Origin of the sequence: Cupriavidus sp. U2, from assembly GCF_009663685.2 — a bacterium.
Classification (GTDB): domain Bacteria; phylum Pseudomonadota; class Gammaproteobacteria; order Burkholderiales; family Burkholderiaceae; genus Cupriavidus; species Cupriavidus necator_C.
The window spans coordinates 121,121-146,682 of sequence record NZ_RCOG02000006.1; the positions used below are offsets into that span (position 1 = coordinate 121,121).

Annotated in this window: 16 protein-coding genes; 12 read left to right on the plus strand and 4 right to left on the minus strand. The window is 68.0% G+C overall.

The genetic code is table 11. The annotated features are described in order from the left end of the window. The first annotated feature begins 219 nt into the window (after positions 1–219). From D9X30_RS06450 to D9X30_RS06465, 4 genes are all read left to right on the plus strand, one after another. Positions 220–783 (plus strand): SRPBCC family protein, encoded by a 564-nt coding sequence (locus D9X30_RS06450; RefSeq protein WP_153946916.1) that lies wholly within the window; start codon positions 220–222, stop codon positions 781–783. 63 nt (positions 784–846) lie between these two features. Continuing rightward, the gene (locus D9X30_RS06455) at positions 847–1,776 is read left to right on the plus strand and encodes a LysR family transcriptional regulator (protein ID WP_153946917.1); all 930 of its coding nucleotides are present in this window, start codon (positions 847–849) and stop codon (positions 1,774–1,776) included. A gap of 109 nt (positions 1,777–1,885) precedes the next feature. Further along, positions 1,886–2,689, plus strand: coding sequence for a putative hydro-lyase (locus D9X30_RS06460; protein WP_153946918.1), 804 nt, complete (start codon positions 1,886–1,888; stop codon positions 2,687–2,689). Between the two features lie 134 nt (positions 2,690–2,823). Then, complete coding sequence (locus D9X30_RS06465; RefSeq protein ID WP_153946919.1) at positions 2,824–13,389, plus strand: LWXIA domain-containing protein; 10,566 nt, start codon at positions 2,824–2,826, stop codon at positions 13,387–13,389. Positions 13,390–13,475: 86 nt separating this feature from the next. Here D9X30_RS06465 and D9X30_RS06470 read toward each other — a convergent pair whose 3' ends face one another. Both D9X30_RS06470 and D9X30_RS06475 read right to left on the minus strand, forming a co-directional pair. Further along, the gene (locus D9X30_RS06470; RefSeq protein ID WP_153946920.1) at positions 13,476–13,799 is read right to left on the minus strand and encodes a hypothetical protein; all 324 of its coding nucleotides are present in this window, start codon (positions 13,797–13,799) and stop codon (positions 13,476–13,478) included. 127 nt (positions 13,800–13,926) lie between these two features. Then, the gene (locus D9X30_RS06475; protein WP_153946921.1) at positions 13,927–14,148 is read right to left on the minus strand and encodes a hypothetical protein; all 222 of its coding nucleotides are present in this window, start codon (positions 14,146–14,148) and stop codon (positions 13,927–13,929) included. 305 nt (positions 14,149–14,453) lie between these two features. Between D9X30_RS06475 and D9X30_RS06480 the strand changes: the two genes are divergently transcribed. The 5 genes from D9X30_RS06480 to fliD all read left to right on the plus strand — a co-directional run bounded on the left by D9X30_RS06480 (position 14,454) and on the right by fliD (position 20,796). After that, complete coding sequence (locus D9X30_RS06480) at positions 14,454–16,427, plus strand: arylsulfatase (RefSeq protein ID WP_153946922.1); 1,974 nt, start codon at positions 14,454–14,456, stop codon at positions 16,425–16,427. Positions 16,428–16,434: 7 nt separating this feature from the next. Next, complete coding sequence (locus D9X30_RS06485) at positions 16,435–17,460, plus strand: formylglycine-generating enzyme family protein (protein ID WP_502799614.1); 1,026 nt, start codon at positions 16,435–16,437, stop codon at positions 17,458–17,460. Beyond that, on the plus strand, positions 17,453–18,244 hold the full coding sequence (locus D9X30_RS06490; RefSeq protein ID WP_153946923.1) for a MetQ/NlpA family ABC transporter substrate-binding protein: 792 nt from the start codon (positions 17,453–17,455) through the stop codon (positions 18,242–18,244). Before D9X30_RS06485 ends, D9X30_RS06490 begins: the two co-directional genes overlap by 8 nt. Continuing rightward, positions 18,238–19,173 carry a YkgJ family cysteine cluster protein gene (locus D9X30_RS06495; protein ID WP_153946924.1) on the plus strand — a complete coding sequence of 312 codons (936 nt, stop codon included), beginning with the start codon at positions 18,238–18,240 and terminating at the stop codon, positions 19,171–19,173. Before D9X30_RS06490 ends, D9X30_RS06495 begins: the two co-directional genes overlap by 7 nt. A gap of 165 nt (positions 19,174–19,338) precedes the next feature. Next, positions 19,339–20,796 carry a flagellar filament capping protein FliD gene (gene fliD, locus D9X30_RS06500; protein WP_153946925.1) on the plus strand — a complete coding sequence of 486 codons (1,458 nt, stop codon included), beginning with the start codon at positions 19,339–19,341 and terminating at the stop codon, positions 20,794–20,796. A 218-nt stretch (positions 20,797–21,014) separates the two neighbouring features. On the opposite strand, the gene D9X30_RS06505 is transcribed toward fliD, so the two are convergent. Further along, positions 21,015–22,574: a methyl-accepting chemotaxis protein gene (locus tag D9X30_RS06505; RefSeq protein WP_153946926.1), complete on the minus strand. Its 1,560-nt coding sequence runs from the start codon at positions 22,572–22,574 to the stop codon at positions 21,015–21,017. Positions 22,575–22,849: 275 nt separating this feature from the next. On the opposite strand from D9X30_RS06505, the gene D9X30_RS06510 reads away from it, so the two are divergent. Further along, positions 22,850–23,014, plus strand: a complete 165-nt coding sequence (locus D9X30_RS06510) for a hypothetical protein (protein ID WP_153946927.1) — start codon at positions 22,850–22,852, stop codon at positions 23,012–23,014. Between the two features lie 13 nt (positions 23,015–23,027). Further along, positions 23,028–23,564, plus strand: coding sequence for a dihydrofolate reductase family protein (locus D9X30_RS06515; protein WP_153946928.1), 537 nt, complete (start codon positions 23,028–23,030; stop codon positions 23,562–23,564). Between the two features lie 19 nt (positions 23,565–23,583). Here D9X30_RS06515 and pdxR read toward each other — a convergent pair whose 3' ends face one another. Further along, entirely contained in the window at positions 23,584–25,011 is a 1,428-nt protein-coding gene (pdxR, locus tag D9X30_RS06520) for a MocR-like pyridoxine biosynthesis transcription factor PdxR (RefSeq protein WP_153946929.1), read from the minus strand. A gap of 90 nt (positions 25,012–25,101) precedes the next feature. On the opposite strand from pdxR, the gene D9X30_RS06525 reads away from it, so the two are divergent. Continuing rightward, complete coding sequence (locus D9X30_RS06525) at positions 25,102–25,533, plus strand: cupin domain-containing protein (protein WP_153946930.1); 432 nt, start codon at positions 25,102–25,104, stop codon at positions 25,531–25,533. The last annotated feature ends 29 nt before the right edge of the window (positions 25,534–25,562 follow it).

A 25,562-nucleotide genomic window follows, 5' to 3' on the forward strand; every position in this document is an offset into this window, starting at 1 on the left:
ATGCCGGGTGATGCACCGGCGCGGGGCTTTCGGGTAATCCCTGAGCGTCGGGCCCGGACCGTACCCACGACAAGGCGGTAAGCATACGGCGCGCCAGCCGGCACATTCGCTACGGAAATCCGTAGCAGCCGGGGCACTACGAGTGCTCGGTAATGGCCTTGCGCGCAGGTAGCCGCTACGCTTGTGCCCGTCCCCATTCATGCCGCCAGCTTCCCCATCATGCGTCCATTGAAAGCGGTGTCCGCCGCCTTGCTTCTTGCCCTTGCGTGTGCCGCCGCGCATGCGCAGATGACGCCGGTGGAGCGGTCTATCCTGGTGCAGGCATCACCCGATCGGGTGTGGCTGCTCGGCGGCGACTATTGCGCCATCGCCCGATGGGATGCCGCACTGCGACGGTGCGATGTCGTGCTGGGCAACGGCGCGCCGGGAACGGTGCGGCGCATGGTCTATCGTGCGGGGGGGCTGCCGGCGGTGGACGTGCTGACCGATCGCGGCCCATGGTCGTACAGCTACCGCAAGCTGTCGGGCCACACGCGCGGCCGCTGGCAGGTGGCGGCCGGGCCGGATGCAGGCACCACAGTCGTCACGTGGCAGGTATGGCTGGACCCCTTCGCGCTGCCCAACGGCGCGGGATCGGAATACCCGCTGGCGCTTGGTGACGAGATGCTGGGCGCGATGGAGCGGCTGCGGCAGCGCGCCGAGGCCGACGAGCGCGAGGCTGCGGCCGAGGCACGGGAAGCGGCGCTACGCACCACGCCGGCGTTTTCGATGGAGGGGAGTTGACAGCGGCGCGCGCGGGCCGCAAGGTCTGGTCTGCTTCGGCATCGTGCCGGTCCTTTCATCGCCATGAACCTGCGCTTTCTTGAAACCTTCGTCTGGGTGGCGCGGCTGCGCAGCTTCCGGCTGACAGCCGAAAAGCTGTTCAGCACGCAGGCCTCGATTTCCAGCCGCATTGCGGTGCTGGAAGAAGACCTCGGTGTCAGGCTGTTCCTGCGCGATTCGCGCGGCGTCACGCTCACGCCCGAGGGGCAGCGCGTGCTCGACTACGCCGAGAAGATGGTGCACACGATGCACCAGATGCGGCAGTCGCTGGACCGGTCGCGCATTATCGGCGGGCGGGTGCGCATCGGGGCGATGGATTCCGTCATCCATACCTGGCTGTCCACCGTGGTCAAGCGCGCCATGGCGACGTATCCCGAGCTGGAGATCGAACTGACCGCCGACGCGGCGATGAATCTCTGCGACCAGCTGCAGAAGGGGTATCTCGACGTGATCTTCCAGACCGACCTGATGCGGCTGGAAACGGTGCGCAATATCGAGCTGGCGCGCTACCCGATCCGCTGGATCGTGGCCACCGGCAGCGCCTTCAACCGCCCCTACGCGTCGCTGGAGGAACTGGGCGCCGAGCGCGTGATCACCTTCGTCAAGAATTCGCGGCCGCACCAGGACATCCTGAGCCTGTTCCATCTGAACGGCGTGGCGTCGCCGCGCATCAACTGCGTGAATTCCGTGGCCGCGATGACGCGACTGATCGGCGACGGCTTCGGCATCGGTGCCGTGCCGCCGGCCCTGGTGCGCAAGGAACTGGCCGAAGGCACGCTGTCGGTGGTGGAGATCGACAACCACCCGCCGCCGCTGGAGATCGTGGCGTCATGGCGCATCGGCGCCGGGCTGGAAGTGCACGAATCGGTGGTGGAGCTGGCCACCCAGGTGGTGGCGGACTTCTGCGCCGACGTGGGTGAGGAGATGGCCACACCGGCCCACGGACCTTCGTAGTCATCGGAATTGTCTATCGCGCGAGGCGCGAAAGATTTGTTGGACGGCCTGCGTGCGCGGCCACCAGAATCGGTTGCACAACCAGATTCCGTGAGACACACGCCGCACCATGAACCACCCGCTCCAGCACGCCGCATCGATCCTGCCCGACGACCCCGCCGCCCTGCGCCGCCTGATCCGCGAGGGCCGCTATCGTGGCCATACCAGCGGCCTGGCGCGCGGCCATGTGCAGGCCAACATCGTGATCCTGACGCGCGACTGGGCCTACGACTTCCTGCAGTTCTGCGCGCTCAACCGCAAGGCCTGCCCGCTGATCGACGTGACCGATCCCGGTGACCCCGTCTTCCGCAACCTGGGCGCCGATGTCGATATCCGCACCGATGTGCCGATGTATCGCGTCTACCGACACGGCACCGAGTACCACGAGACCACCTCCATTGCCGAACTGTGGCGCGACGACTTCGTGGCGTTTGCCATCGGCTGCTCGTTCTCGTTCGAGCACGCGCTGCTGGCGGCCAATGTGCCGCTCAAGCACATCAACCTGGGCCGTAACGTGGCGATGTTCCGCACGGACATCGAGACGCGGCCGGCCGGGCGCCTGTCGGGCAAGCTCGTGGTGTCGATGCGGCCGCTGTCGGCCGCCGATGCGATCCTGGCCACGGAGATCACGGCGCGCTATCCCGACGTGCATGGGGCACCGGTGCATATCGGCGATCCGTCGCTGATCGGCATCGACGATATCGAGGCGCCCGACTATGGCGATGCCGTGCCGCTCGATGCGCACGAGATTCCGGTGTTCTGGGCCTGCGGCGTCACGCCGCAGGCGGTGATCCGCGAAGCCCGGCCCGAGATCTGCATCACGCACGCGCCGGGCTGCATGCTGGTCACCGACCTGGACAACAACCGGCTCTGACCGGGCGCGCAGCAGGCCGTCCCTACGAGTTTCCTTAGTGTCGCCACGCCCACCGGCGCGCGACAATCCGCCAGTCGGTCGGTAGCGGCCGGCCTGCCGGCAGCGACGCCGGCGTCCACGTGGAGACAAGCGACATGCTGGATTTCATGGATGCGATCCGCGCCGCCGCTGCTGCCGCAGCCCGCGCGGCGGCGGAGGCGGCCGAACGTGCCCGTCAGGCGGCCGAGGAGGCGCAGCGCCGCGCGCAGGAGCAGGCCCGCCAGGCCGCGCAGGCCCAGGCCCAGGCGCAGGCCAACAAGCCCAAGCCGCCCCCGCCGGAACCGCCCAAGGCGCAGCAGGCCACGCCAGCGAAGACCGAACCCAGGGCGGATACGCCAACGGTCCAGAACGCGGTCTACACCGGCAATACCACGCTGGCGCTGCAGCAGACCAACGCCACGACCGAGGCCAAGCCGCAGCAAGACGCGCCCCCGCCCGATCCCGAGAAAGCCCAGCGGGAAAAGGACGAGAAGGACGCGAAGGCCCTGACCGACAGCTGGCAGAAGGATGCGCAGGACGCGCTCGACAAGGCGGCGAAGAAGGCCGGCGGCCGAGAGCTGACCGATGCCGAATGGAAGCCGCTCAGCCAGCAGTACGGCAACGTCATGGGTGGTGTCCAGAACGAACTGCGCGTGGCCGCCAACCATGCGGCGAAGACCGGCGGCGACGTGACGAAGGCCGTCAACGACAAGGCTTCGGAGATCAAGGGCCGCTACAAGGACGATCCGATCGTGCAGGGCAACCTGGACGAGACGAAAAAGGACTACCTGGCGAAGGAAACCACGCAGGACGCGCGCAATACCGAAGGCGCCCGCTTCAAGGTCATCGTCGCGCAGGAGAAGGCCGACAAGACCGCCGCGAAGCTTGCCCAGGAACAGGCGGACTACGTGAAGATCCCGGGCGGCATCCGCCGGGCCGAGCCCGGGCTCGATGACGACCTGCAGGCGGCACGTACCGCCGACAACCAGGCGCAGGCCGAGCTGGAACGCGCCGGCCAGGACTTTGGCAACGCGCTGCAGAAGGAAATCGACACGCTGGCGGTCAAGCAGTACAAGAGCGACGCCGATGCGTCGCTCGACGACGCCCGCAACGACACGACGCTGCATAACCGGTATCTGCGCGAGGAGAGCCTCGGCAGCGCGCGTCAGGCGGCGGCCGACGCGCAAACGCAGCTGAACGACCTGCAGGCCGGCAAGAGCGTGAAGGTGCCGGAGCGGTACCGGACCGAGGCCGCCGGCCAGGTCAAGCATCGGTACGACAACGACCCGCAGCTGGGCGCGCTGGTGGATCGCCTGAACCTGAAGGGCCGGTTGCAGGGCGAGCTCGACCACCTGGTGCCACGCACCGACTTCGAGAAGAAGCTGGCCGCCACAGATCCCACCACGCTGGCGATGGCGCGGACGCTGGACCTGACGCTCGATCCCGAGGCGAAGAACGATCCAAACTCGGCGCTGGCGCGCGACATGCCGAATTCGGAACGGATGCTGATGAAGGAGCAGCCGGGCAGCTACGTGCTGTACAAATACCTGCAGCAGGACCCGTCCGCGCAGGTGAAGGACGGCACGCAGGTCCACGACATGTCCGCGCTGCTGTCAACGCCGGTGCAGCAGTTGAGCACGAAGGCGGGGGGCGACGCGAAGGCGCCGGACACACAGGTGGCCAGGCAGAGCCTGCAGCGCCTGTTCACATTCGCCGATGTGGCGACGCAGGTGCGCGTCGACAAGATGGGCACGATGATCGACCAGCAGCTTGGCCGCGGCGACGTGGCGGGTGCGCTGGCGACGCGCAAGGCCGGCGTGGATGCCGCGCTGACCGACGACGAACGCAGCCAGTACGTGGGCGTACGCGCGGACCGTTTCAATAGCGACCTGTTCAAGTCGCAGATCGACGCGTCGATGCGCAAGGATCTGAAGAACAAGACCTACGACGACGACAACAAGTTCATCCAGGGCCAGCAGACCATGTACGCCGACAAGGTCGGCAAGTACATGCAGGATGTGGCGCCGAACCTGATACCCGAGGACGCCCGGACGCTGGCGTCTACGGTGAAGGCAGAGTATGGCAACGACTGGACCGGCCGCAACGACGCCGCCGGCGCAGGCTACAACGACTGGGATGCGTTCTACAGCGGGCTGTCGGCCGTGGTGGACAAGGCCGATCAGCCGTACTACCAGGCCAACCCCAAGGCTGCCCCCGGCAGCGGTCCTGCCGCGCAGGACACGGCGCGCTGGCTGGCCGACCGGGACAACGACGTGCACGTCATGGTGATGCAGAACCAGGCGGGCGTGAAGCAGGGTGCCGTGTACGGTGGCGCCCGCGACGCAGGCAGTCACGGCCATATCGGCCTGTCGGTGGCATTGGCGAAGGCGCTCCGGAACAGCGACGATGCCCCGCTGATGGCGGCGAGCGATCTGGAACGTGCGTACAAGAAGGGCTTCAGCGAAGCGGCGCCCGACGACAAGGAGGTGGCCGAGCAGAACAAGCTGTTCGAGCTGGACAAGGACGAGATCCTGAACCAGGCCTTCGACGGCCTGGCCATGAAGAAGCAGGACCTGACCGCCGACGTCGGCGACGATGCCGCGCTGGACAAGGCGATTCGCACGGCGCTGCCGAATGCGGACCCTGCGGGCATCGACGCCATCAAGCAGGAGATCCGCGACAACGCGGGCGGCAAGAGCCAGGTGTCGGTGGTACCGATCTACGTCACGCAGCCGGGCGGTGCGCCCTACCAGTCGGCCGTGTTCGAGTTCAAGGGCCGCGAAGGCAACACGATGTGGGTGGACGACGCGGGCGCGGTCTACGGCAAGGACGGCAAGGACCCCAAACGCGACTTCCAGGAGAACAACCAGCTGTCCGACAAGGGCACGGTCTACATCGCCGACCGCAATCTCGACCGGAACAAGGACGGGCACGTCGCGTACGAGACCATGGACGCCCATATCACCACCGGCTGGGACCGGGCCATGGGCTGGGTCAATCTGGGTGCGGCCGCCTTGGGGGCGGCCGCCGGCGTGGTGCTGGCCGTGGGCTCGGGGGGCACACTGACGCCGCTGGTGGCGGTGGCCTGGGGCGGCATGATCACGAGCATGGGCTACGGCATCGGCACGTCGGCGTACGAACTGCACAACATGGCGGACCACGGCCGGTCGGTGAATCCGTTCAGCAGCCAGGAAGCCATGTCGCAATGGCTGAACGTGGCCGGGTCGGTGGCCGGCATGGGCGGCATGGGCCTGACCAGGTTCGCCACCATGGCGGCACGCGGTGGTGCACGGCTGGCCGCCAGCGGCAACACCGCGGCGGGCGAACTGATGATGCAGCAGGCTGCGCGGGCGGGCATGACCAGCAAGGTGATGAACGGTGTCGGGTTCGGTATCGGCGGCTACCAGTCCGGCCAGCAGGCCGTGGCGTTCGCGCGCTACGGCAAGGACATGAGTACCACCGAGATCGTGCAGAACGCGGCATCGCTGCTGATGGGCGCGACGCAGATGATGCCGATGGCGATCCAGAAGCGCATCGGCGAATCGGTACGCGATACCTACCAGCGCACGCGCGGCCCCGGCGCCGATCCGCTGGCCCAGGCGGCCAATCGCGCCGGCGAAGGCCCGGACGCGGCACGGACGATGGCTGCCGGTGCGGACGCCGCCGCGCCGGGCCTATCGCGCCAGCGGGTCGATGGTCCGGAACGCGCCATACGTCCGGGCGATGCGGCGCCCACGGGCCGGCGCGGTGGCGCACACGATGGCAACGGGCAGGCCGGCACGGCGCGGTCCCGCGCGGGTGGCGAACCCGATGGCGCGGCGCAGCCACGCACGCCGGCAACTGCCGCGGGGCGCAGGGCAGGCGATACACCACCCGCCGCGCCGCGCGCCACGACACGCACGCCGTCAACGGTGCGCGACGGCGCGGATGCGTCCGCCAGTCGTCCGTCGGCGGTCAAGCTGTCCACGTTCTTCAGCATGCGGGTGCGCGGCGCGATGGTCGAGAACCGGGTCATCGCCAACATGATGGATCGCGCGCTGGCCCGTGCGCAGGAGCGTTTTCTTGCGGGAGCCGCCGAAAGCCGCCGTTCGTCGCGCCAGTCGGCGGACGATCGCGCGGAATCGGCGGCCGCCCACCGGCGCCGTATCCATGCCGCGCCGGTGCATGCACGGCGCGGACGCGTGGACGCCGATGGTACGCCATTGCAGCGACGTACCATCGGTCACGACGCGCCGGTCAAGCAGGCCGAAGGCGCGGAAGCCGCCGGCGCGCGGCCCATGGCGCTGCGCCAGAATGCCCTGTCGCCGATCGACCAGGTGCTCTGGATCCCGGGCAGCATGGAAGTGATCGGCACGCCGTACGGCGCCGAAATGGCCGCGCACGCGCTGGCGGACCGCGATACCGTGATGATCGTGACGGGCGCGCTGACCGACCATGGCGGCGCCGAGACCAACGGCATTGTGGGCGCCGCCACGTTGGGCGCCTACCTGGCGTCGCTGGGCAAGGAAGTGGTCTACGTCACCGATCCGGCCCACGCCAGGGTATTGCGCCGCATGCTGCGGCAGGACCTGCAGCAGGAGAACTTCCGCGTCGAAACGTTTGGTGCACGCCATGCCGGGGATGCTGCCCGGCGGTCGGCGCAGTTGCTGGGGCAGCACCAGCCCGACGCCGTGATCTCGATCGAGGTTGGTGGGCGCAATGCCCACGGCGAATACCATTTGCAGAATGGGCAGCGTGTGCGCAACAACGTGCGGCTGGACCAGTTGCTGGTGGATGCCAACCACCGCGACGGCGTGCTGACCGTGGCGGTGGGCGATCACGGCAACGAGGCCGGCATGCGTGCCATCCGCGACCGGGTGACGCCGCAGATGCCCGAGCGCGAGGCGATGTTCGAGATGTGGTCGGACGTCGGGGCCGACCGCGTGGTGACCGGCATGAACTCGAACCTGGCCGCGCAGGCCATTGGCTTTGCGCTGCAACGCTACATGCGCGGCGCCGGCCATATGCCCGAGGCTGCGAAGGTGGGCGACATGCTCGAAACCCTGGCGAACGCGGGCGCGCGCGACGGCGTCACCCACGAAGTGGGCGCGAACACCGTGCATGGCATGAGCAAGACCGCCCAGAAGGGCGCGTACGAACTGCTGGCCGCTGCGGCCGAGCAGTTGCCCGAGGGTCTGGAACTGTCCGCCCTGTTCGAGGGCATTCAGCGGCGCAACCTGCCCGAGGGCGTCAGGGTGGGCGACGTCGGCATCCAGGTAGCCGACGATGTCATCGTCGTCACGGCGTTCGATTCGAGCAACGGCGGCCTGCTGGCCGCGCAGAACATCGCACGCCATATCCACGCGATGACGGGCCGGGCGGTCCAGGTCATCGCGTTCACGGACCACGCGGCCGGTACCTACGGCAACCGCTCGCGGCCGGACCTCATCGCCAAGGTGCATGACGGCATGGTGGCGGTGCAAAAGGCCGACGGCACGGTGGACCTGATCGCGTGCAACACGGCGTGCACGGCGTTCCCCGAGGCGCTGGACGGCACGGTGGACGCCGCGCGTGTGGTCGATCTGATCCAGCAGACGGCGCCGTGGATCCTGAGCGAGGGCGGTGCGCATCCGGTGATCGTGGCCACGCCGCGCACGGTGGAGCTTCATGCGTACGCCAAGGCCGTGTCGGCACTGAGCGGCGGCAGCCGGACCGTCGGCGAGATCGCGGCGCCGAACTGGGCGCGTGGGGTCAACGAGTTGCGGCACCTGGCCGAGGGCGCGCCGCTGGCCGAACTGAAACGCTGGATCGCCAGCGACCTTACGGCCGAGAGCATCCCGCCCGAGACCACGTCGCTGTGGTTCTGCTGCACGCACTACCCGGCGCTGGCCGATCTGGTCCAGGCGCGGCTGGTGGAAATCGGCCGGCCCAACGTGAAGCTGGTGGACCCAATGCAGTACCAGGCCCGCAAGGGGGTGGAAGTGCTGGTGGAGAAGGGGTTGCTGCGGCCCGAAGATGTACTGGCGAACCCCGTCGATATCGCACAGGTGCCCGACAGCCAGACCTTGCCGACCATGGTGTTCACATCGGGGCGGCCGGCGCGTGTGTCGCCGCTGGCGCATGCGATGGGCAACCGCACCGACATCCGCGTATTCCATACGCCATTCGGCGACGCCGCCGACGTGTCGCCGGCCATGGCCCTGCTGCACGGCGGGCGCTACCTGAGCGCGGTGGACCGCGTGAGCTTCAACTATATCGGCCGTGGCCTGCGGGATTTCTACATGCCCGGCGGTGCCGGGCGTGCGGCGAACGTGCTGGAGTCCGGCAAGAACGTGATGCTGCTGACCGGGTTTTCCGTGGCGCCGGGCAAGCCCGAAACGGATGGCCCGCCGGGCACCGCCGAACTGGGACGCGCGCTGCGGCTGCGGGGCAAGCAGGTGACGTACGTGGTGGATTCGGCCAATAAGCCCATCCTCGAAGCCGTGCTGCGCGAGATGGGCGAGCCGGTGGACAACATCGAGGTGTTCGATGCGCCGATGGGCGAGGCCACCGTTGCCGCCAACGCGCTGCTGGACCGTGTGCGCCCCGACCGCGTGATGGCCATCGAATTGCCGTCGCGCGCGCAGGACGGCTCGAAGAACAACATGCGTGGCATCGAGATCGACGGGTTCAATCCGGCCATCGACGAGATTCTGCTGCAGGCCAATGGCCGCGACGGCATGTTGACGTTGGGGATTGGCGATGGCGGCAACGAGGCCGGCATGGGCGGGCTGCGCGGCCTGATTCCGAAGGGCAAGGGCGAGGCAGATGGCACGGGCCGGGGCAAGGACATTGCCGCCGTGGTCACGGCGGATCATGTTGTCACGGCCAGCGTGTCGAACTGGGGCGCCTACGGGATCTCCGCGCTGCTGCTGCGCCACGCCGGCATGATCGACCGCTTCCAGACGCCTGCCGAACTGCGCCGCGTGTTGAAGGCGGCCGCCGAGGCCGGCGCGGTGGACGGCGTCTCGCGCGAATACCAGCCTACCGTGGATGGCATGTCCACCGATGTACATGCTGCCGTCCTGGAGTTCTACCGTTACGCGGCGATGGGCGAGGGACCGTCGGGCCCGGGGGCGGCGCCGAAGTCCTGGCCGACCGGCCCCGATTCCGCACGCAGCCTGATTGGCGCCGCCGCGCAGGCCGTGGTGCATGGCGACGCGATGCCACAGGCGCGCACCCAGCGTGGCGCCGCCGGCGTGGCGCTCGCGCACACGCCAGCGGTGCGTGATGGCAGCTGGTCGCTGCTGGAGGCGACGCGGCATCCTGCCGCCGTGGCGGCAACGATCGATGCGGTCCATGCCAGCGGTGGCCGGCTCGATGGCGTGCGCTACGTGGTGACGCATGGCGGCGACGATACGCCGGTGACGTCGCACGATACGCTGGCGCAGGCCATGGCGTCGGCCGACGCCGCCGTGCAGGGCGGGCACGACGTGACGGTGCAGGTGCTGACGCAGGGCTACCGGGGCCGCATCGGCGATGGCAACCGCTTGGGCCACGTGCCGCTGACGCTGCAGGGGCGGCGCGTGACCGCCGCGCCGTTTGTGTTGAATCGCGCGTATGGCGGCGACATCCGCGTGGCACTGCCCGAGGGCTTCCGGCCCGGTGTGGCCCTGACGCGCCGGGAAAACGGCCGGCGTATCGACCACCTGGATCAGCTCGCGCAGTTTCCCCGCGGTCCGGCGCACCTGGACCTTGCGCAGGAAGGCGGGCAACTCACGTTCGACGGCGAGGCGGTGGGGGTGACAGTGCCGCAGGTGCCGGGCTATTTCACGGTGCGCGCCACGGGGGTGGCCGATGGCATCGTCATGCACGGCGTCAAGCACGGCGCCGCCGCGCTGATCGCCCGTATCCAGGCCCACCCCGACTATGTGGAGGGCATGCCCGTGCTGCTCTACGACTGCTTCGGACAGGACGGCGTGGTGTCGCTGGCCCAGCAGGTGGCCGACGGACTGAACGTCCCCGTCTATGGCGGCGATGGCCGGCTGGAAATCGACGCGATGCTGCCTGACGGCGCCGATATCGCGCACGGTGCCGGCCTGAGGGTGAACAGCGATGCAGACGCGATGGCGCGCTCGGGTGCGGATATCCACGTGACCAATGGTGGCCGCTTCTTCGGTTCGCTACCCGGGCTACCCTTGGCGGGCGTGACCCACGGCGGCAGGCCGGCTGCCGGGCATGCCGTGCCGGCTGCACGGACCAGCGCCACGCCGCGCCGCGCCGATCTGACGCTGGGTGACCGGCCACACAGTGTGAACGCGCCGCGCGACCAGACGGTGGTCGTGGCATCGGTGCATCCGGACGGCGGCTTGCGCGGCCAGGACGGCGCGCCGGTCACGGCGCACGAACTGGCTTTGGCGCTGGCGGATTTCTGGGAGCCGGGCCAGCCGGTGGTGCTGGCGCTCGATGGCGCGCAGTCGCCGCAAGGCCGCGCGGCGGCCCAGCGGGTGGCCGACGTCATGCAGACCGAGGTCGTGGTGCCCGAATTCCCGTTGCAACGCGGCACGTTGCCGGACGGCCGCACCCCGTCGGTGGACCTGGCGCAGCCCGGCAACTGGCGGCGGCTGCAGCCCGCGCGCGACCCCTATGCATCGGCCCGCTTCGACATCGAAGCCGACGGCGGCGTCTACCTGCGGCTGCCGAACGGGGCCCGCGAGAAGGTGGAACTGGCCGACTACCTCGGGCCGCGCCTGGGCAGCGGGGGCGCCAAGACGGTGTTTGCGCTGGGCGCGGACAAGGCCATCGGCATCGCCAACGATGCCGAGATCAGCGGGATCATGGTGCGCAGCGAACGAGAGGCGCTGGACGCGGCCACGGCGGGCGGCGTGCCCACGATCCGCACGTTCGGCCCGGCGGACATGTCGCTATGGGGCATCCCGGCGATCGGGTATGAGCGATATGCCGTCAGCAGCAAGGATCTGTTCGGCGCCCACGCCCGGGCGGACGACCCAAGGCTGGCGCTGCTCAACGGCAGGTCGGTGCGGGATCTGGACGCGCTGCAAGCCGTGCTGCGCGATACGGGCGCCTATCTTGGCGATGGCGAGTTCGCCGTGTTTGCCGACGGATCGGTCAAGGTCGCCGACCTGACGCATGTGGAGTGGCACAGCACCGAGTACCAGGGCGAGGCGTTCGCGCATACGCTGCAGCGGATGCGCGAGATCGCCGCGCGCAACGCCGGGGCCGCCCCGGACGCCGGCATGCAGCGCCGAACCATCGCGCACGATGCGCCGGCCGCGCCGACGCCGGCCGGCAGCAACGGCCCCCGGCCGTGGAAGATGGCCACGACGATGACGGTGGCGGCGGCCAGCAGCGCGGCGATGGCCGGTGCCACGTACGCCGTCACGTCGGGCACGGGCGTCAACCCGGTGCTGACTGGCGCGGCCTGCTTTATCTATCGGGGCAGCGTGGCGGCGGCCCGCACCATGCACACCGTGCGGCTGCAGGCGCGGCTGAAGGACCCGTCGCCCGCCGACGTGGCGTGGCTGACGACGCGGCTGAGCGGCAGGCGCGCCGATGCCTGGGGCATTCGGGCGGAGGATCAGCAGAACGCCCGGGATGCGCTGGCGAAACTCGATCACCACCTGCATGGCGAAGGCAGGGACGCGCCCGACGCGGGCCAGCAGGTCGCCGACGCGACGCAGGTGCTGAAGGGTGTGATCGGCGCCATCCTGCATCCTGACACCGTGCCGGGCCGGATCAACGATGCGCTGCAGATCGGCACACTGGCCGTCAACAACGGCAACAGCGTGCTCTGGTTTGCCCATAACGGGCTGGCCTTCGGCGATCCGCTGCTGTACAGCACGCTGGCATTTGCGGCCGCCAACCCGGTGCTGAGTACGTTCAACGTGGCCAACCGGCTGGGGCATCACGTGGGTGGCAAGCCGTCGGCGGTGGTGGGCGCGCAGATGCGCAAGTTCGTGATGAACAGCTACGCGCTCGGATCGGTGCCGCTGGCACTGGGCGATGTGATGCACCAGGGCGGCGTGGTGGGCGCGTTCGAGGCTGCCAGCCTGCTGGTGTTCGGCGCCGGCGCCCATCTGAACTCGCGCAATGACAAGAACGCGCTGCGCCTGGCGCGCAACGAAGCGCCGGTTGATTACGCGGGCGCGGATAGCAAGTGGAAGTTCTACGGCAAGGCCATGCCGTACGGGCTGGTGCTGCTGGGCGGGGGCGTGATCGCGAACTTCGTCACGAAGATCGTGATGGAACTGACCAAAGACGAGAAGGATGGCACGGGCAGGCCCACGCCGACGTCCACGCCCGATCCGACATCGGGACCGACGCCCGCGCCATCGCCGTCGCCGACGACGGCGCCCGGGTCCCCGTCGGCCACGCAGCCGCCGGAGACCGGGCCGAGGCCGACCGGGCCCGGACATCCGCCCACCTCCCGGCCGAAGCCGCGCCCACGGGACGAGACGGTCACGGTCAAGCCCTACTCGGCCGCCACCGTGAACGACGCCACGTTATGGGGCATTGCGCGCACGCATCTGGAGACGCTGCTGTCCGACGAACAGAAGCACGCAGCAGACGCCGTTCCGATGACGCCCGACGAGCAGGTCGGCAACTTCGCGCTGCGGGAACTGGTGAACCTGAACCCGCAGTACCGGCTGTCGGAAGACCCCGACCATCTCGAGCCGGGGTGGGTACTGGACGTGACGCGGTAGTGCGATGCGGCGCGGGGATCTGGCGCCAGGGATGGGGTGCCCGCGCTCAGGGAATGCGGCGTGGGCGCCCGACGCGCGCTGGTGCGTCAGTCGTCGTCACGCCAGCGCCGTTCGCGCCGCCATTCGTGTTCGCGCCAGCGTTGCTCGCGGCGCCACTCGCGTTCGCGCCAACGCTGTTCGCGCCAGCCGTCGTAGTAGCCGGGCGCCACCACCACAGGGCGGGGCGCGACCACCACGGGGCGCGGTGCCACGTAGACGGGGGCGGGCTCGTAGTACACCGGCGCTGGCGGCGGCGCGGCCACGTAGGCCGGCACGCCGATACCGATGTCGAAATTGACATGCGCCTCGGCGGCGGCAGAGGCCGTGAGGGCGGAAAGACCGATCAGACTGGCGATGAGGAACCTGGACATGGAGAGCACCTTTGCTCGGTTGCTGCGTGGATGCCGATACTAACGGCGCGCGGCGCGGTCCGTTGACCCTGTTCCAGGTGTCTTTGTAAGCTGTTGTATCGATTGTCTGCCCGCCCGGTGGCCGTGCTTACTGGCTGGTCGCGTCCGCGTCGCCTTCGCCGGCGCGGCGCTCGTTCGCGGTCTTGCCCGGCGACGGGTGTTCCGGCCGCAGGGCATGACCCGAAGTCTCGTCGTCCACGAGCCCATTGCCATCGCCCGAGACCTTCACTTCGATCGTCTCGACGAAATGGTCGGGTTCATCCTGCTCGATCTGGTCGTTACGTATTGATGCATCTTCGCGGGCTGCCATGGTGCGCTCCTTTTTTCGCGTCTTAATGGGAAAATAAGAGAGGGATACGGAGAACGGTGCAAGGTCCGGGCCACGCCTGCATCGCCCGGGCTGCGCGCCGGGCCGGCAACTCGGGAGCGCAGCGCATGCGCGGCTTGCAAAATCTACAAGCGCGCGGGCATCGGGGGCGGTCGGTGCGGCCTTTCCTACCGGGGTGCCCGCGCGCGGGGCACGAATATCGATAGGCAAAAACATTCGTTCGGCGCCGCGTGCCGTGTTCTTAGCATGACCCCTTTCCAAAAAAATCCGGTTCAGGAGAGAGGCGTATGACAAGAACGACAGCAGCGTCCCGTAGTCAGCGAAGCACCCCCGCCCGCCACGTGCTGGCGGGCCTGTGCGCCACGGCCGTGGCGTTGATGAGCGGCTGCGGCAGCGACGATGCGCCGACAACTTTATCCGGCAATCCCACCCCGACAACGGTGGCGACAAAGAAGCCCAACATCATCTTGATCATGGCCGACGACCTCGGCTATTCGGACCTCGGGGCGTTCGGCAGCGAAATCCGTACGCCCAATCTGGATGCGCTGGTAAAGCAGGGCCGCATCCTGGCCAACCATCACACGGCGGCGGTGTGCGCGGTGACGCGCTCGATGATCATCTCTGGCACCGATCACCACCTGGTGGGCCAGGGCACCATGGCCACCACCGACGTGAACTACGTCGACGAGAACAACGCGCCGAAGCCCGGCTACGAGGGCTATCTGAACGACCGCGCGCTGTCGATCGCCCAACTGCTCAAGGATGGCGGCTACCACACGTACATGGCCGGCAAGTGGCACCTGGGCAGCGGGCTGCCCAATGCCAGCAACCAGGGGGCGAATGTCGGCACGACATCGCCGGGCCAGACGCCGGTGTCGTGGGGCTTCGAGAAGAGCTACGCCCTGCTGGGCGGCGGTGGCGATCACTTCGGCCGCAACGGCAGCACCGCGTATGTGGAAGACGACCACTACGTGACGCCGAACACGACAAACTTCTTCTCGTCGGACTTCTACACATCGACGATCCTCAAGTACATCGATTCGAGCACCGGCAAGAATGCTGACGGCAAGCCGTTCTTCGCCTACCTGACCTACCAGGCGCCACACTCGCCGCTGCAGGCGCCGGCGGCGTACATCGATCGCTACAAGGGCGTCTACGATGCTGGCTACGAGCCCATCCGGGCGGCGCGGCTGGCGCGACAGAAGGCGCTGGGGCTGATTCCCGCCGATTTCACGCCGAATGCCGGGCGCGACGAGACGCTGACGGTGACGCCGAAGTCCGCGAACTGGGGCACGGCGTCGGCCAACTACATCACGTCGACCCACAGCGCGGCGCAGGGCGGCGTCGATACCCGCGTGGCGAATGCCAACAAGAAGTGGGACAGCCTGACTGCCGACGAAAAGCGCGCACAGGCCCGCTACATGGAAATCTTCGCGGCGATGGTCGAGAACCTGGACGATAACGTCGGCCGTCTGGTGCAGCACCTGAAGGACATTGGCGAGTACGACAACACGCTGATCGTGTTCCAGAGCGACAACGGCCCGGAAGCCAGCTATTACGAGTTCAGCGGCAACTACGACCAAAGCTACGACGCGAAGAACGCGGACCCGGCCGTCTATCCGACGCTGGGCACCACGGCGTACAAGGGCTCCAGCAATCTGGACTACGGCCAACGCTGGGCCGAGGTCAGCGCCACGCCGTTCCGGCTCTGGAAAGCGTTCCCGGCGGAAGGCGGCCACTCGGTGCCGACCATCGTCAAGCTGCCCGGTGCGGCGCCCGCCCAGCAGGCCGTGCAACTGAACGCCTTCACGCATGTGGTGGACCTGGCGCCCACGTTCCTGGACATTGCCGGCGTGGTCGCACCCAGCACGCCGGCGGCGCCGCTCTATGACAGCAAGGGCGTCAACCGCAATGCAGGCAAGGTGGTCTACGACGGCCGCAATGTGTATCCGATCACCGGACTGTCGCTGTTGCCGACGCTGCAGGGCAAGGCCACCGGCCCGGCACGCACGACCTTTGCGGAAGAGCTCTACGGCCGCACCTACGTCTACGCCGACAACTGGAAGGCCACGTGGATCGAGCCGCCGTTCGGGCCCGCCCATGGCGAATGGCAGTTGTTCGACATCCGGTCGGACCGTGGCGAGACCAACGACCTCGCTGTGCAGCGTCCGGACGTGGTGGCAGACCTCAAGGCGAAGTGGAACGACTATGCCAAGGCCGTCGGCGCGGTGCTGCCGAAGGTTCCCGGCATGATCTACTGAGGCGGCCGTGGCACTGCCTGGAATCCGCAAACTGGGGAAGATCGCCGGCGCCGCCTTTGGGGCGGGGCTGGCGGCAACGCTGGCGGTACGCGCCGTGCCGCTGCACGGCGCGGCGGCGCTCGGCACGCCGCGCCAGTGCGCTGCCTATACAGGCTTGCCCGATGACTGGCGCAAGCAGGGCAAGGCAGGCATGGCACACGTGCGCGGCGGCGAATTCGTGCCGGGCACCACGCTCGGCTATCCCGATGAACGGCCTGCCGGCAAGACGCGCGTGGGCAGCTTCTGGATCGACCGTACCGAAGTTACCAATGCGCAGTTCGCCGCCTTCGTGCAGGCCACCGGGTATCGCACCGACGCCGAGCGCGCCGGCGAGGCCGTGGTGTTCCACAAGCCGACCGGCGATGAACTGCAGCAACGGCCCTATGCCTGGTGGTCGATGGTGCGCGGCGCCGACTGGCGGCATCCGTCCGGCCCGGCATCGACCATCGACGGCAAGGACAATCAGCCGGTCACGCTGGTGACGCAGGCCGATGCGCGCGCTTACGCGCAGTGGCTTGGCCGCGACCTGCCGACCGAGGACGAATGGGAGTACGCGGCCAAGGCCGGCCAGAGTGGCGCGGCGCTGGAAACCGCGCCAGCCAATGCGGATGGGACGCCCACGGCCAACTACTGGCAAGGCGTGTTCCCGGTGCTGAACAGCGCCCGCGACGGCTTCGACGGCCTGGCGCCGGTGGGCTGCTTCACGGCGAATGCCTTCGGCCTGTACGACATGATCGCCAACGCGTGGGAATGGACCGCCGACCCGTACACCGGGCCGCGCCAGTCGCACGCCAACGGCGATACCGCGTTCGTGGCGGCGCTGTCGGGCCGGTCCGGCCACCCGCGGGACACGCGCATGGCGGTCATCAAGGGCGGCTCGTTCCTGTGCGCGCCGGACTTCTGCGTGCGCTACCGGGCTTCGGCGCGCGAACCGGCCGAGCGCGACCTGCCGACGTCGCATATCGGTTTCCGGACGGTGCTTCGCGATGGTTAAGGCGCTGTGGCTGGGATTGGGCTGTGCCTGGGCGCTGCACCTGCCGGTGTGGGCCGCGACACACGCTGACGTGGCCGTGAACGCGCGGCCTGTCGTGCGCATCGGGGTGGCCAGCCAGGCCGACCGCGAGCTTGTGGCGGCGGCAGCGAACGCGGGTGGCGCGGTGCCATTGCAGGCGGTGTCCTTCGCGGACGCCGCCGCCGTGCGCCGTGCGCTGCGCGCGCGCCGCATCGACGCCTCGATTGCGGAGGATGCCCAGGCACTGGCGGGCGATGCATCGGTCTGCACGGTGGCCCATACGGTGACCTATCCGATGGGGTTGTACGCGGAGAAGATCGCGGCGCTGCGGGAGGTGCCCGTGGGCGCCGTCATTGCCATCCCGGCAGACCGGGCCGGGCAGGGGCGCGCGCTGCTGCTGCTGCAGAACCACGGGCTGATCCGCATCGATAGCGAGGCCGGTCTGCGGCCCCAGCCTGGCGACATCACCGACAATCCGCGCAAGCTGCGCTTCGAACGTCTGTCGTCGCAACGGCTGGCTGCCGCCTTGCGCCGCAACGCGCTGGTGGCGCTGCCTTACGCGGTGGCCGACGCTGCCGGACTGGCGCCGGCGCGCGACGCGCTCGGCATCGAGGATGCCCGTGTGCCGTGGGCAAATGCGCTGGCGGTACGGGCGGCGGACTGCCGGGCGGACTGGGTGGCGCCGACGGTTGGCGCGCTGCATTCCCCGGCGGTGAAGTCTTTCATCCTGACGCGCTTCAACGATTCGGTGCGTCGGCCATGGTAGACAGCGAGCGCCGCGGTGATCCGGTCGCGATCGGCTTTCATTGCACGGCGTGCGGCAAGTGCTGCAATTCGCCGCCGCTGATGAGCATGGACGAGTTGTTCCGCCACGCCGACCGCTTTGTCGGCGCCCTGTCGTTGCGGCGCGTGCGGCCGCCACTGGCCGGCACGCGGCACATGGTGGACGGGCACCTCGTGGAAGTCACTGCCGACGACGTGGCGGCGTTTGCCGCGCTGGCGCGCCGGCAGGGCCATCCGCTGCCGAATGGCGACGTGCTGATGATCGCCACGCAGGCCATCGACTATCCGTCGCGCGGACGCTGTCCTGCACTGGCCGACGACGGCCGCTGTACGATCCACGCGTCCCGCCCGTCCACCTGCGCGATGGTGCCGCTCGACGCCTGGGTGCCCGACCGGCTGCAGGCCGTGTCGCTGGCGGCCAAGCGACGCGGCGGCGAACACGATATCGGCGCTGACTGTGTATCCGTCGTGTCGTCGGGATCGTGGCCGGCGGATGTCATCCCGCTCGTGCGGGCGAGTGAGGTTGCCGAGCCCGGCTACGCCGCGGCGCTGGCCCGGCGTCGCGACGACGAGGCACGGGACAAGGCCGTCTGGGGCGATGCCGTATGCCGCCTGCTGATGCCTGAACTGCTGGGCCCGGCGCGTGGCATCGCATCGATTCCGTTTGCCGGCTACCGAACGCTGCCGCTTGTGCCCGTGCTGGCCGTGCTTGCCGATGGCGGCTCCGAGGCGCGAGCCCGCTGCCTCGATTACATCGCGGCTCAGCGCCGGCTGATCGCCGCCTCGATCGATGCTGCGCTGGCCCGGCGCCGCGCCGATGACAAACCGATGACAGCCCAGCTGCGTCAGTGCGATGCGGCCTTGTCCGCCCTGGGCCAACGCCTGATGTCATGCCTTGTTTGTGATGTGTAAGGCTCAATTATCGGGTTCAACCCCGCTTTGTATCGTCTTTGTATCGTTTCTGTATCAAAAAGGCTAAAGATCCACTTTCGGGCGACGTAAATGTGGATGTCAGGACATTCAGGTGACGCAGCACCTGGGTGACAAAGAAACGAACAAGAAGAAGGGCACACAACCATGGCATCGATTTCCTCCCTCGGGGTTGGGGCCAACCTCGAGCTGTCCACATTGCTGGACAAGCTGTCCACCGCCGAGCGCGCGCCGCTGACGGCGCTGGACAACCAGCACACGGCCTACCAGACCCGCCTGACCGCCTATGGCACGGTCAAGAGCATGCTCACCAGCTTCCAGGCCACGGCCAAGGCGCTGATGAACCGGGACACCTTCGGCGCGGTCAAGTCGGCGGTGGGCAATGCCGACATCATGACGGTGACGACCGCCGCCAACGCCGTACCCAGCGACCTCAGCGTCAATGTGACGCGGCTGGCGCAGGCCCAGTCGCTGGCCGGCACCGGGTACGCCAAGCAGGACGTGCAGATCGGTTCGGGCACGCTGACGTTCGAGTTCGGCACCACCACCGGCTGGGACGAAGCCAGCGGCACCTACGTGAACCCCGGGTTCACTCCCAATGCGGCCACCGCTGCCGTACCCAACCCCCGCACGGTCACGATCGACCCGGGCAAGGGGTCGCTGCAGGACATCCGCGATGCCATCAACAAGGCCGGCATCGGCGTCAAGGCCAGCATCATCAACGATGGCAGCGCCACGCCGTACCGGCTGATCCTGACGTCGGACAAGACCGGCGAGACGATGAGCATGCGCATCACGGGCTCGTCGCCCGAACTGCAGGGGGTGGCGGGCTACGACCCGACCACGCCGGGATCGAACGCGATGAAGGAAACGCTGCGCGCCACCAACGCGGCGCTGACGGTCAATGGCATCGCCATCACCAGCACCAGCAACACCGTGGTGGACGCCGCGCAGGGCGTGACCATGACGCTCAAGAAGACCGGCACGACGTCGCTGTCGCTGACGCAGGACACCGACAGCATCAAGAATTCCATCCAGGCGATGGTCACCGCCTACAACAACATCCAGTCCTCGATCAAGTCGCTGACCGCGTTCGACACCAAGGCGATGACGAAGGGCGCGCTGAACGGCGACACGTCGATCCGCGGCATCCAGACGACCATCCGCGCCGTGCTGAACACGCCCGAGGCAGGCATGCCGGACAAGGCCCCGACCATGCTGGCCGCCATCGGCGTGTCGATGCAGAAGGACGGCACGATGGCGATCGACAGCAAGAAGCTGGATGCCGCGCTGAAGGACAACCTGCCCACCGTGACGCAGCTGTTCGCGGGCGACGGCACCACGGGCGGCTTCGCCCGCCGGCTGTCCGATGCGGTAGACAAGATGACCGGCGAAAGCGGCCCGATCGGCGCGGTCACCACCGGCATCGAACGCAGCATGAAGGACCTCGAAAAGCGTTACGAGGACCTGAGCGTGCGCATCGACGCAAAGATCGAACGCTACCGCAAGCAGTTCACCGCGCTGGACCTGGCGGTGGCCCAGATGAACAACACCAAGAACTACCTGACACAGCAGTTCCAGGCGTTGACGAACGCGAAGAAGTAAAACGCTTCAGGCGTGCACCTGGGGTGGGAAAGGGCGATGGCTTCGGCTGTCGCCCTTTTTGTTTTGCCTGTGCGGAGCGATGAAGGTGTGTTGTGTAAATCATCCCCGCCCGCCAGACACCCAACAAAACGGCCCGCATCGCTGCGGGCCGGCAAGTCTGGCTAAAACGCTATAACGCTATACAGCTTTCTCGCGTTTCTCTTTGGACTTCCTTCTTCCTACAACGCTCCCGCCAACCGGAACTGTCCTACCGCGCGGTGCAGGGCATCGGCCTGGTCTTCCAGCGATGCGGCGGCCGCTGTGGCTTCTTCTACCAGTGCGGCGTTCTGCTGTGCCATCTGGTCCATCTGGGATACGGCCTGGTTGACCTGCTCGATGCCCCCGGTTTGTTCCTCGGTAGCCGCGCGCATTTCGCCCATCAGGTCGGTCACGCGCTTCACGGCGCTGACGATTTCCTCCATGGCCTTGCCAGCGCCTTCCACCAGCGTGGCGCCGTCTTCCACGCGCTGCGCGGAATTGTCGATCAGGCCCTTGATTTCCTTGGCGGCCGTGGCGGAGCGTTGCGCCAGGCTGCGCACCTCGCCGGCCACCACCGCAAAGCCGCGCCCCTGCTCGCCGGCGCGGGCCGCTTCCACGGCCGCGTTCAGTGCCAGGATGTTGGTCTGGAAAGCGATGCCCTCGATCACGGCGATGATGTCCACCACCTTGCCCGACGCGGCCTTGATCTCGCCCATCGTTTCCACCACCTTGTGCACGATCTCCCCGCCCCGCACGGCGATGTCCGACGCGCCTTCGGCCAGGTGCGCGGCCTGGCGCGCGTTATCGGCGCTCTGGCGCACGGTGCTGGTCAGTTCTTCCATGCTCGCGGCGGTTTGTTCCAGCGAGGCGGCCTGTTCCTCGCTGCGGCGCGACAGGTCGACGTTGCCCGCCGCAATCTGGCGCGCGGCGCCGGCGATGGAATCTGCCGACCCACGGATCTGGCCGATGGCGCCGGTCAGGCGCGCCTGCATCTGCTGCATGTTGTACAGCACGCTGTCGCGGTCGTGCGGGGCAGTTTCCACGTGGGTGCCCAGGTCGCCGTCGGCGATGCGCGCGGCTATCCGCGACGTCAGGGCAGGCTCGCCGCCCAGTTGCCGCTGCAGGCTGATCGAGATGCGCACCATCACCACGCTCATCAATGCGCCCACGGCAATCAGCCAGCCCAGCGCCTTCCAGAGCGCAGTACGGAATTCGGCGTGGATGTCGTCCAGGTACAGGCCGGCAATGAAGTTCCAGTCCCACGGCCTGAAGTTCAGCGTGTAGCTGAGCTTGGGCTGCGGGGCGTCGGCGCCGGGCTTGGGCCACAGGTATTCGATGAATCCCTTGCCGGTGGTCTTGCCGATCTGCGCGATGTCGCGGAACAGGTAGACGCCGTTGGCGTCCTTCGTGTCGGCCATGTTCTTGCCGTTGAGTTCGGCCTTGATGGCATGCATCAGCACCACGGTGTCGGAGCGCATGATGGTGAAGTAGCCGTCGGCGCCAAAGCGCATGGCGCGCACGCGGTCGATGGCCTGCTTCTGGGCGTCCTCGGTGCTGAGCTTGCCGGCGCGGGCCATGGCCTCGTATTCGGCAACCACTGAATTGGCGGTGTCCGTCACCTGTTCCAGCGCGACCTTGCGATCCTGCAGCCGCTGCTCGCGCATCTGCCAGACGTTCCACAACGTGATGGCCAGCAGGCAGACCCAGCTCAGCACCAGCGGCAGCATGAGCTTCTTTCTCAGACTCAGTTCTTGCAACATCCCATCTCCTCCATTTCGCTTCGTTGATCGTCGGGGCGCTTTTCGAGACGTCCTCTCTATGAGCGGCGCTAACGGCAAGCCAAAGCGGAAACTTGACTGAGGATTGATACCAGTAAGGGAATAGTGGACAGGGCGCCGCTTTCTGATGTCTGGGCGGCGGATGACTGCCCGGGCGGTGTCTGGCTATGGCAATATCTCCAGATTCGTCGAATCTGACGCAGGTACTACGGATTGGCACAACGCAGCGAGAGCAAGCGGCGCGCACAGAGAGCGGCATGGAGCGATTGACCGAAGACGCTATCCTCGCCCTGGCGGATCGCGCGCAGGACACCGTGTTCCTGGTGGACCGGGGCGGTATCGTCCGCTACGTCAGTGCCCGGTGCGCGGACACGCTGGGCTTCGCCCTGTGCCTGCGCGGGCTGGACGCGCCCTTCGAATAACAACGGAACCTTGATGACGACTGGACACGTTTTCATTGCCACCAGCCTCGACGGCTATATCGCACGGCCCGACGGCGACATCGGCTGGCTGCTGGAGCGGGACGATCCCGCCGAAGACCATGGCTACGCCGACTTCATCGCCGACAAGGACATGATCGTGATGGGTCGGGGCAGCTACGAGAAAGTGCTGACGATGGGCGACTGGTTTTACGACCGGCCCGTGCTCGTCCTGTCCCGGCAACTGGCGCGCCAGCCGGTCCCTGCCCATCTGCAGGGCAAGGTCCGGTTTTCGGATACCACGCCCGCCCAGGCGTTTGCCGAACTGGCGGCGCAGGGCGTGCGCCGCGTCTATGTCGATGGCGGCCAGCTGATCCAGTCGTGCCTGCGCGACGGACTGATCGCCGACATGGTGGTCACCACGGTGCCGGTGCTGATCGGGGCGGGCCGCCCGCTGTTCGGCGCCCTGCCGCGCGACATTGGGCTGGCGCTCGAATCGAGCCGGCACTTCCCCTCGGGGCTGGTGCAGTCAACCTGGCGCGTGCTGCGCTAAGGCCGGCGGGCGTCAGGCGTCAGGCGAATTTATCGATCAGTTGCCGCAGGCGATCGCAGGCATTGGGCACCTGATGCTCGATCGCGGTGGCCACGCCGAGCAGCAGCCCGGCGCGCTGTGTGTCCGGTGAGCAATAGAACCCCGACAGCGGTGCCGGGGCCATGCCGTAGGCATAGGCCTCGCGGGCGATGCGACGGTCGTCGGCGCCATCGGGCAACTGCACGACCACGGCCAGGCCGGCCGGATAGGCGCGAAATTGCCGCGCCGCCAGCGCGTCGAGCAGGGTCTGGCTCCGTGCCGCATAGATGCGCTTCATGCGCCGCAGGTGCCGCAGGTAGTGCCCGTCGCGCATGAAGGCGGCGGTGGCCATCTGTACGGCGGGGCCCGGCGCGGAACCCAGGCAGGCCACGGCTTCCTCGAACTGCCCCACCAGACCGGGCGGCACCACGGCAAAGCCAAGCCGCAGGGTCGGGCTGATGGTCTTGCTGAATGAGCCGATATGGATCACGCGGCCCGCCCGATCGAGCGATGCCAGGGCCGGCGCGGCGCGACGCCTGAGCTGGAGTTCGCCCAGGTAGTCGTCCTCGATGATCCACGCATCGGCGCGGCTGGCCCAGCCGAGCAGTTGCATCCGGCGCGCCAGTGACAGGGTAGGACCCAGCGGCGCCTGCTGGCCCGGCGTGACCATCGCCAGCGCGGCCTCGGGCGCGTGGCGTTCGCCATGGCCGACGTCCATGCCGTCCGCGTCCACGGGCACCGGCACCGGCGTGAACTGGGCGATGGCCAGCGCGTTGCGGCTGAGCATGAATCCGGGGTTTTCCACCCACGCCTGCCGCCCCGGCGCCTGGATCACGCGCAAGGCCACGCCAAGCGCGCCGGTGAAGCCGGCCGCGATAAAGATCTGCGACGGGTGACAGGCGATGCCGCGCGCCAGCGCCAGATGCGCGGCAATCTCGCGTCGCAGCGCCTGTTCGCCGCGCGGATCGGGATAGGACGCAGGCGCCTCGATCTCGTCACGCGCCGCACGGGCCCTCAAGCGCGCAAACAGCGTGGCCGGAAAGCAATCCGATGCCGGCACGCCCATCTGGAATACCGCCGGGCCCGGCAGGAAATGCTGGTACAGCGCCGCTTGCAGCTCGGTCTGGACCGGCCGTCCGGGATCGGCCACGTTGCGCGTTTTCGGCGCCAGATCGGCGACGCGCGTGCCCCCGGCGCGCGACGACACCAGCCACTGCGCATCGACCAGGCGTTCGTAGGCGGCCTTCACCGTGCCGCGCGCGACGCCTAGCTGTGCCGCAAGATCCACCCAGGACGGCAGCCGGGCGCCCGGCAGCAGCACCTGGCTTTCGATGGCGCTGACGATGCCGAGCCGGATCTGCTCGGCCAGTGACGTCGGCGACTGGCGGTCGAGCTTCAGGTCAAGCTGTAGGGGGAGCGGGGGCGTCATCGCGTCTGGTACAGCGGGATTTGCGGTTTTTGGTTCTTTCGATTGCACTACCGGGCGTCCATGATTCTATCCATCAACCAGGAGAGGAACATGCAATCCGGCAAGCTATTTGTATCGATCCTTGCTGCGACGGGACTGGCGTTCACCGGCGCGGCCATCGCCCACGGCACGACGGACCACGGCGCGGCTGAAAGCGTCAAGCCGAACTTCTCGCACGCGATTCCCAATATCCCGGGCAAGTCAGTGGTGGCCGTGGAAGTCGACTATGCCCCGGGCGGGGCGTCGAAGCCGCACGTGCATGCCAAATCGGCATTCATCTACGCTTATGTGGTGTCTGGCAGCATCGCCAGCAAGGTGAACGACGGGCCCGAGCGTGTCTACAAGGCCGGGGAATCGTTCTACGAGGCGCCCGGCGCGCGCCACCCGGTCAGCCGCAACGCGAGCAAGACCCAGCCGGCCAAGCTGCTGGCCGTGTTTGTCGTCGACACCGACGACAAGAACCTGACCACCTACGAACAGTGATCCCGCACCAAAGGACAAGGAGCCCTGAA

What these genes read in the sequence shown, in the direction of transcription:
- D9X30_RS06465 (WP_153946919.1), top strand. Translation starts at nt 2,824, where the DNA reads ATGCTGGATTTCATGGATGCGATCCGCGCCGCCGCTGCTGCCGCAGCC.
- D9X30_RS06495 (WP_153946924.1), top strand. Translation starts at nt 18,238, where the DNA reads ATGGTAGACAGCGAGCGCCGCGGTGATCCGGTCGCGATCGGCTTTCAT.
- D9X30_RS06480 (WP_153946922.1), top strand. Translation starts at nt 14,454, where the DNA reads ATGACAAGAACGACAGCAGCGTCCCGTAGTCAGCGAAGCACCCCCGCC.
- D9X30_RS06460 (WP_153946918.1), top strand. Translation starts at nt 1,886, where the DNA reads ATGAACCACCCGCTCCAGCACGCCGCATCGATCCTGCCCGACGACCCC.
- D9X30_RS06475 (WP_153946921.1), bottom strand. Translation starts at nt 14,148, where the DNA reads ATGGCAGCCCGCGAAGATGCATCAATACGTAACGACCAGATCGAGCAG.
- D9X30_RS06450 (WP_153946916.1), top strand. Translation starts at nt 220, where the DNA reads ATGCGTCCATTGAAAGCGGTGTCCGCCGCCTTGCTTCTTGCCCTTGCG.
- fliD (WP_153946925.1), top strand. Translation starts at nt 19,339, where the DNA reads ATGGCATCGATTTCCTCCCTCGGGGTTGGGGCCAACCTCGAGCTGTCC.
- pdxR (WP_153946929.1), bottom strand. Translation starts at nt 25,011, where the DNA reads ATGACGCCCCCGCTCCCCCTACAGCTTGACCTGAAGCTCGACCGCCAG.
- D9X30_RS06505 (WP_153946926.1), bottom strand. Translation starts at nt 22,574, where the DNA reads ATGTTGCAAGAACTGAGTCTGAGAAAGAAGCTCATGCTGCCGCTGGTG.
- D9X30_RS06515 (WP_153946928.1), top strand. Translation starts at nt 23,028, where the DNA reads ATGACGACTGGACACGTTTTCATTGCCACCAGCCTCGACGGCTATATC.
- D9X30_RS06470 (WP_153946920.1), bottom strand. Translation starts at nt 13,799, where the DNA reads ATGTCCAGGTTCCTCATCGCCAGTCTGATCGGTCTTTCCGCCCTCACG.
- D9X30_RS06510 (WP_153946927.1), top strand. Translation starts at nt 22,850, where the DNA reads ATGGAGCGATTGACCGAAGACGCTATCCTCGCCCTGGCGGATCGCGCG.
- D9X30_RS06525 (WP_153946930.1), top strand. Translation starts at nt 25,102, where the DNA reads ATGCAATCCGGCAAGCTATTTGTATCGATCCTTGCTGCGACGGGACTG.
- D9X30_RS06490 (WP_153946923.1), top strand. Translation starts at nt 17,453, where the DNA reads ATGGTTAAGGCGCTGTGGCTGGGATTGGGCTGTGCCTGGGCGCTGCAC.
- D9X30_RS06455 (WP_153946917.1), top strand. Translation starts at nt 847, where the DNA reads ATGAACCTGCGCTTTCTTGAAACCTTCGTCTGGGTGGCGCGGCTGCGC.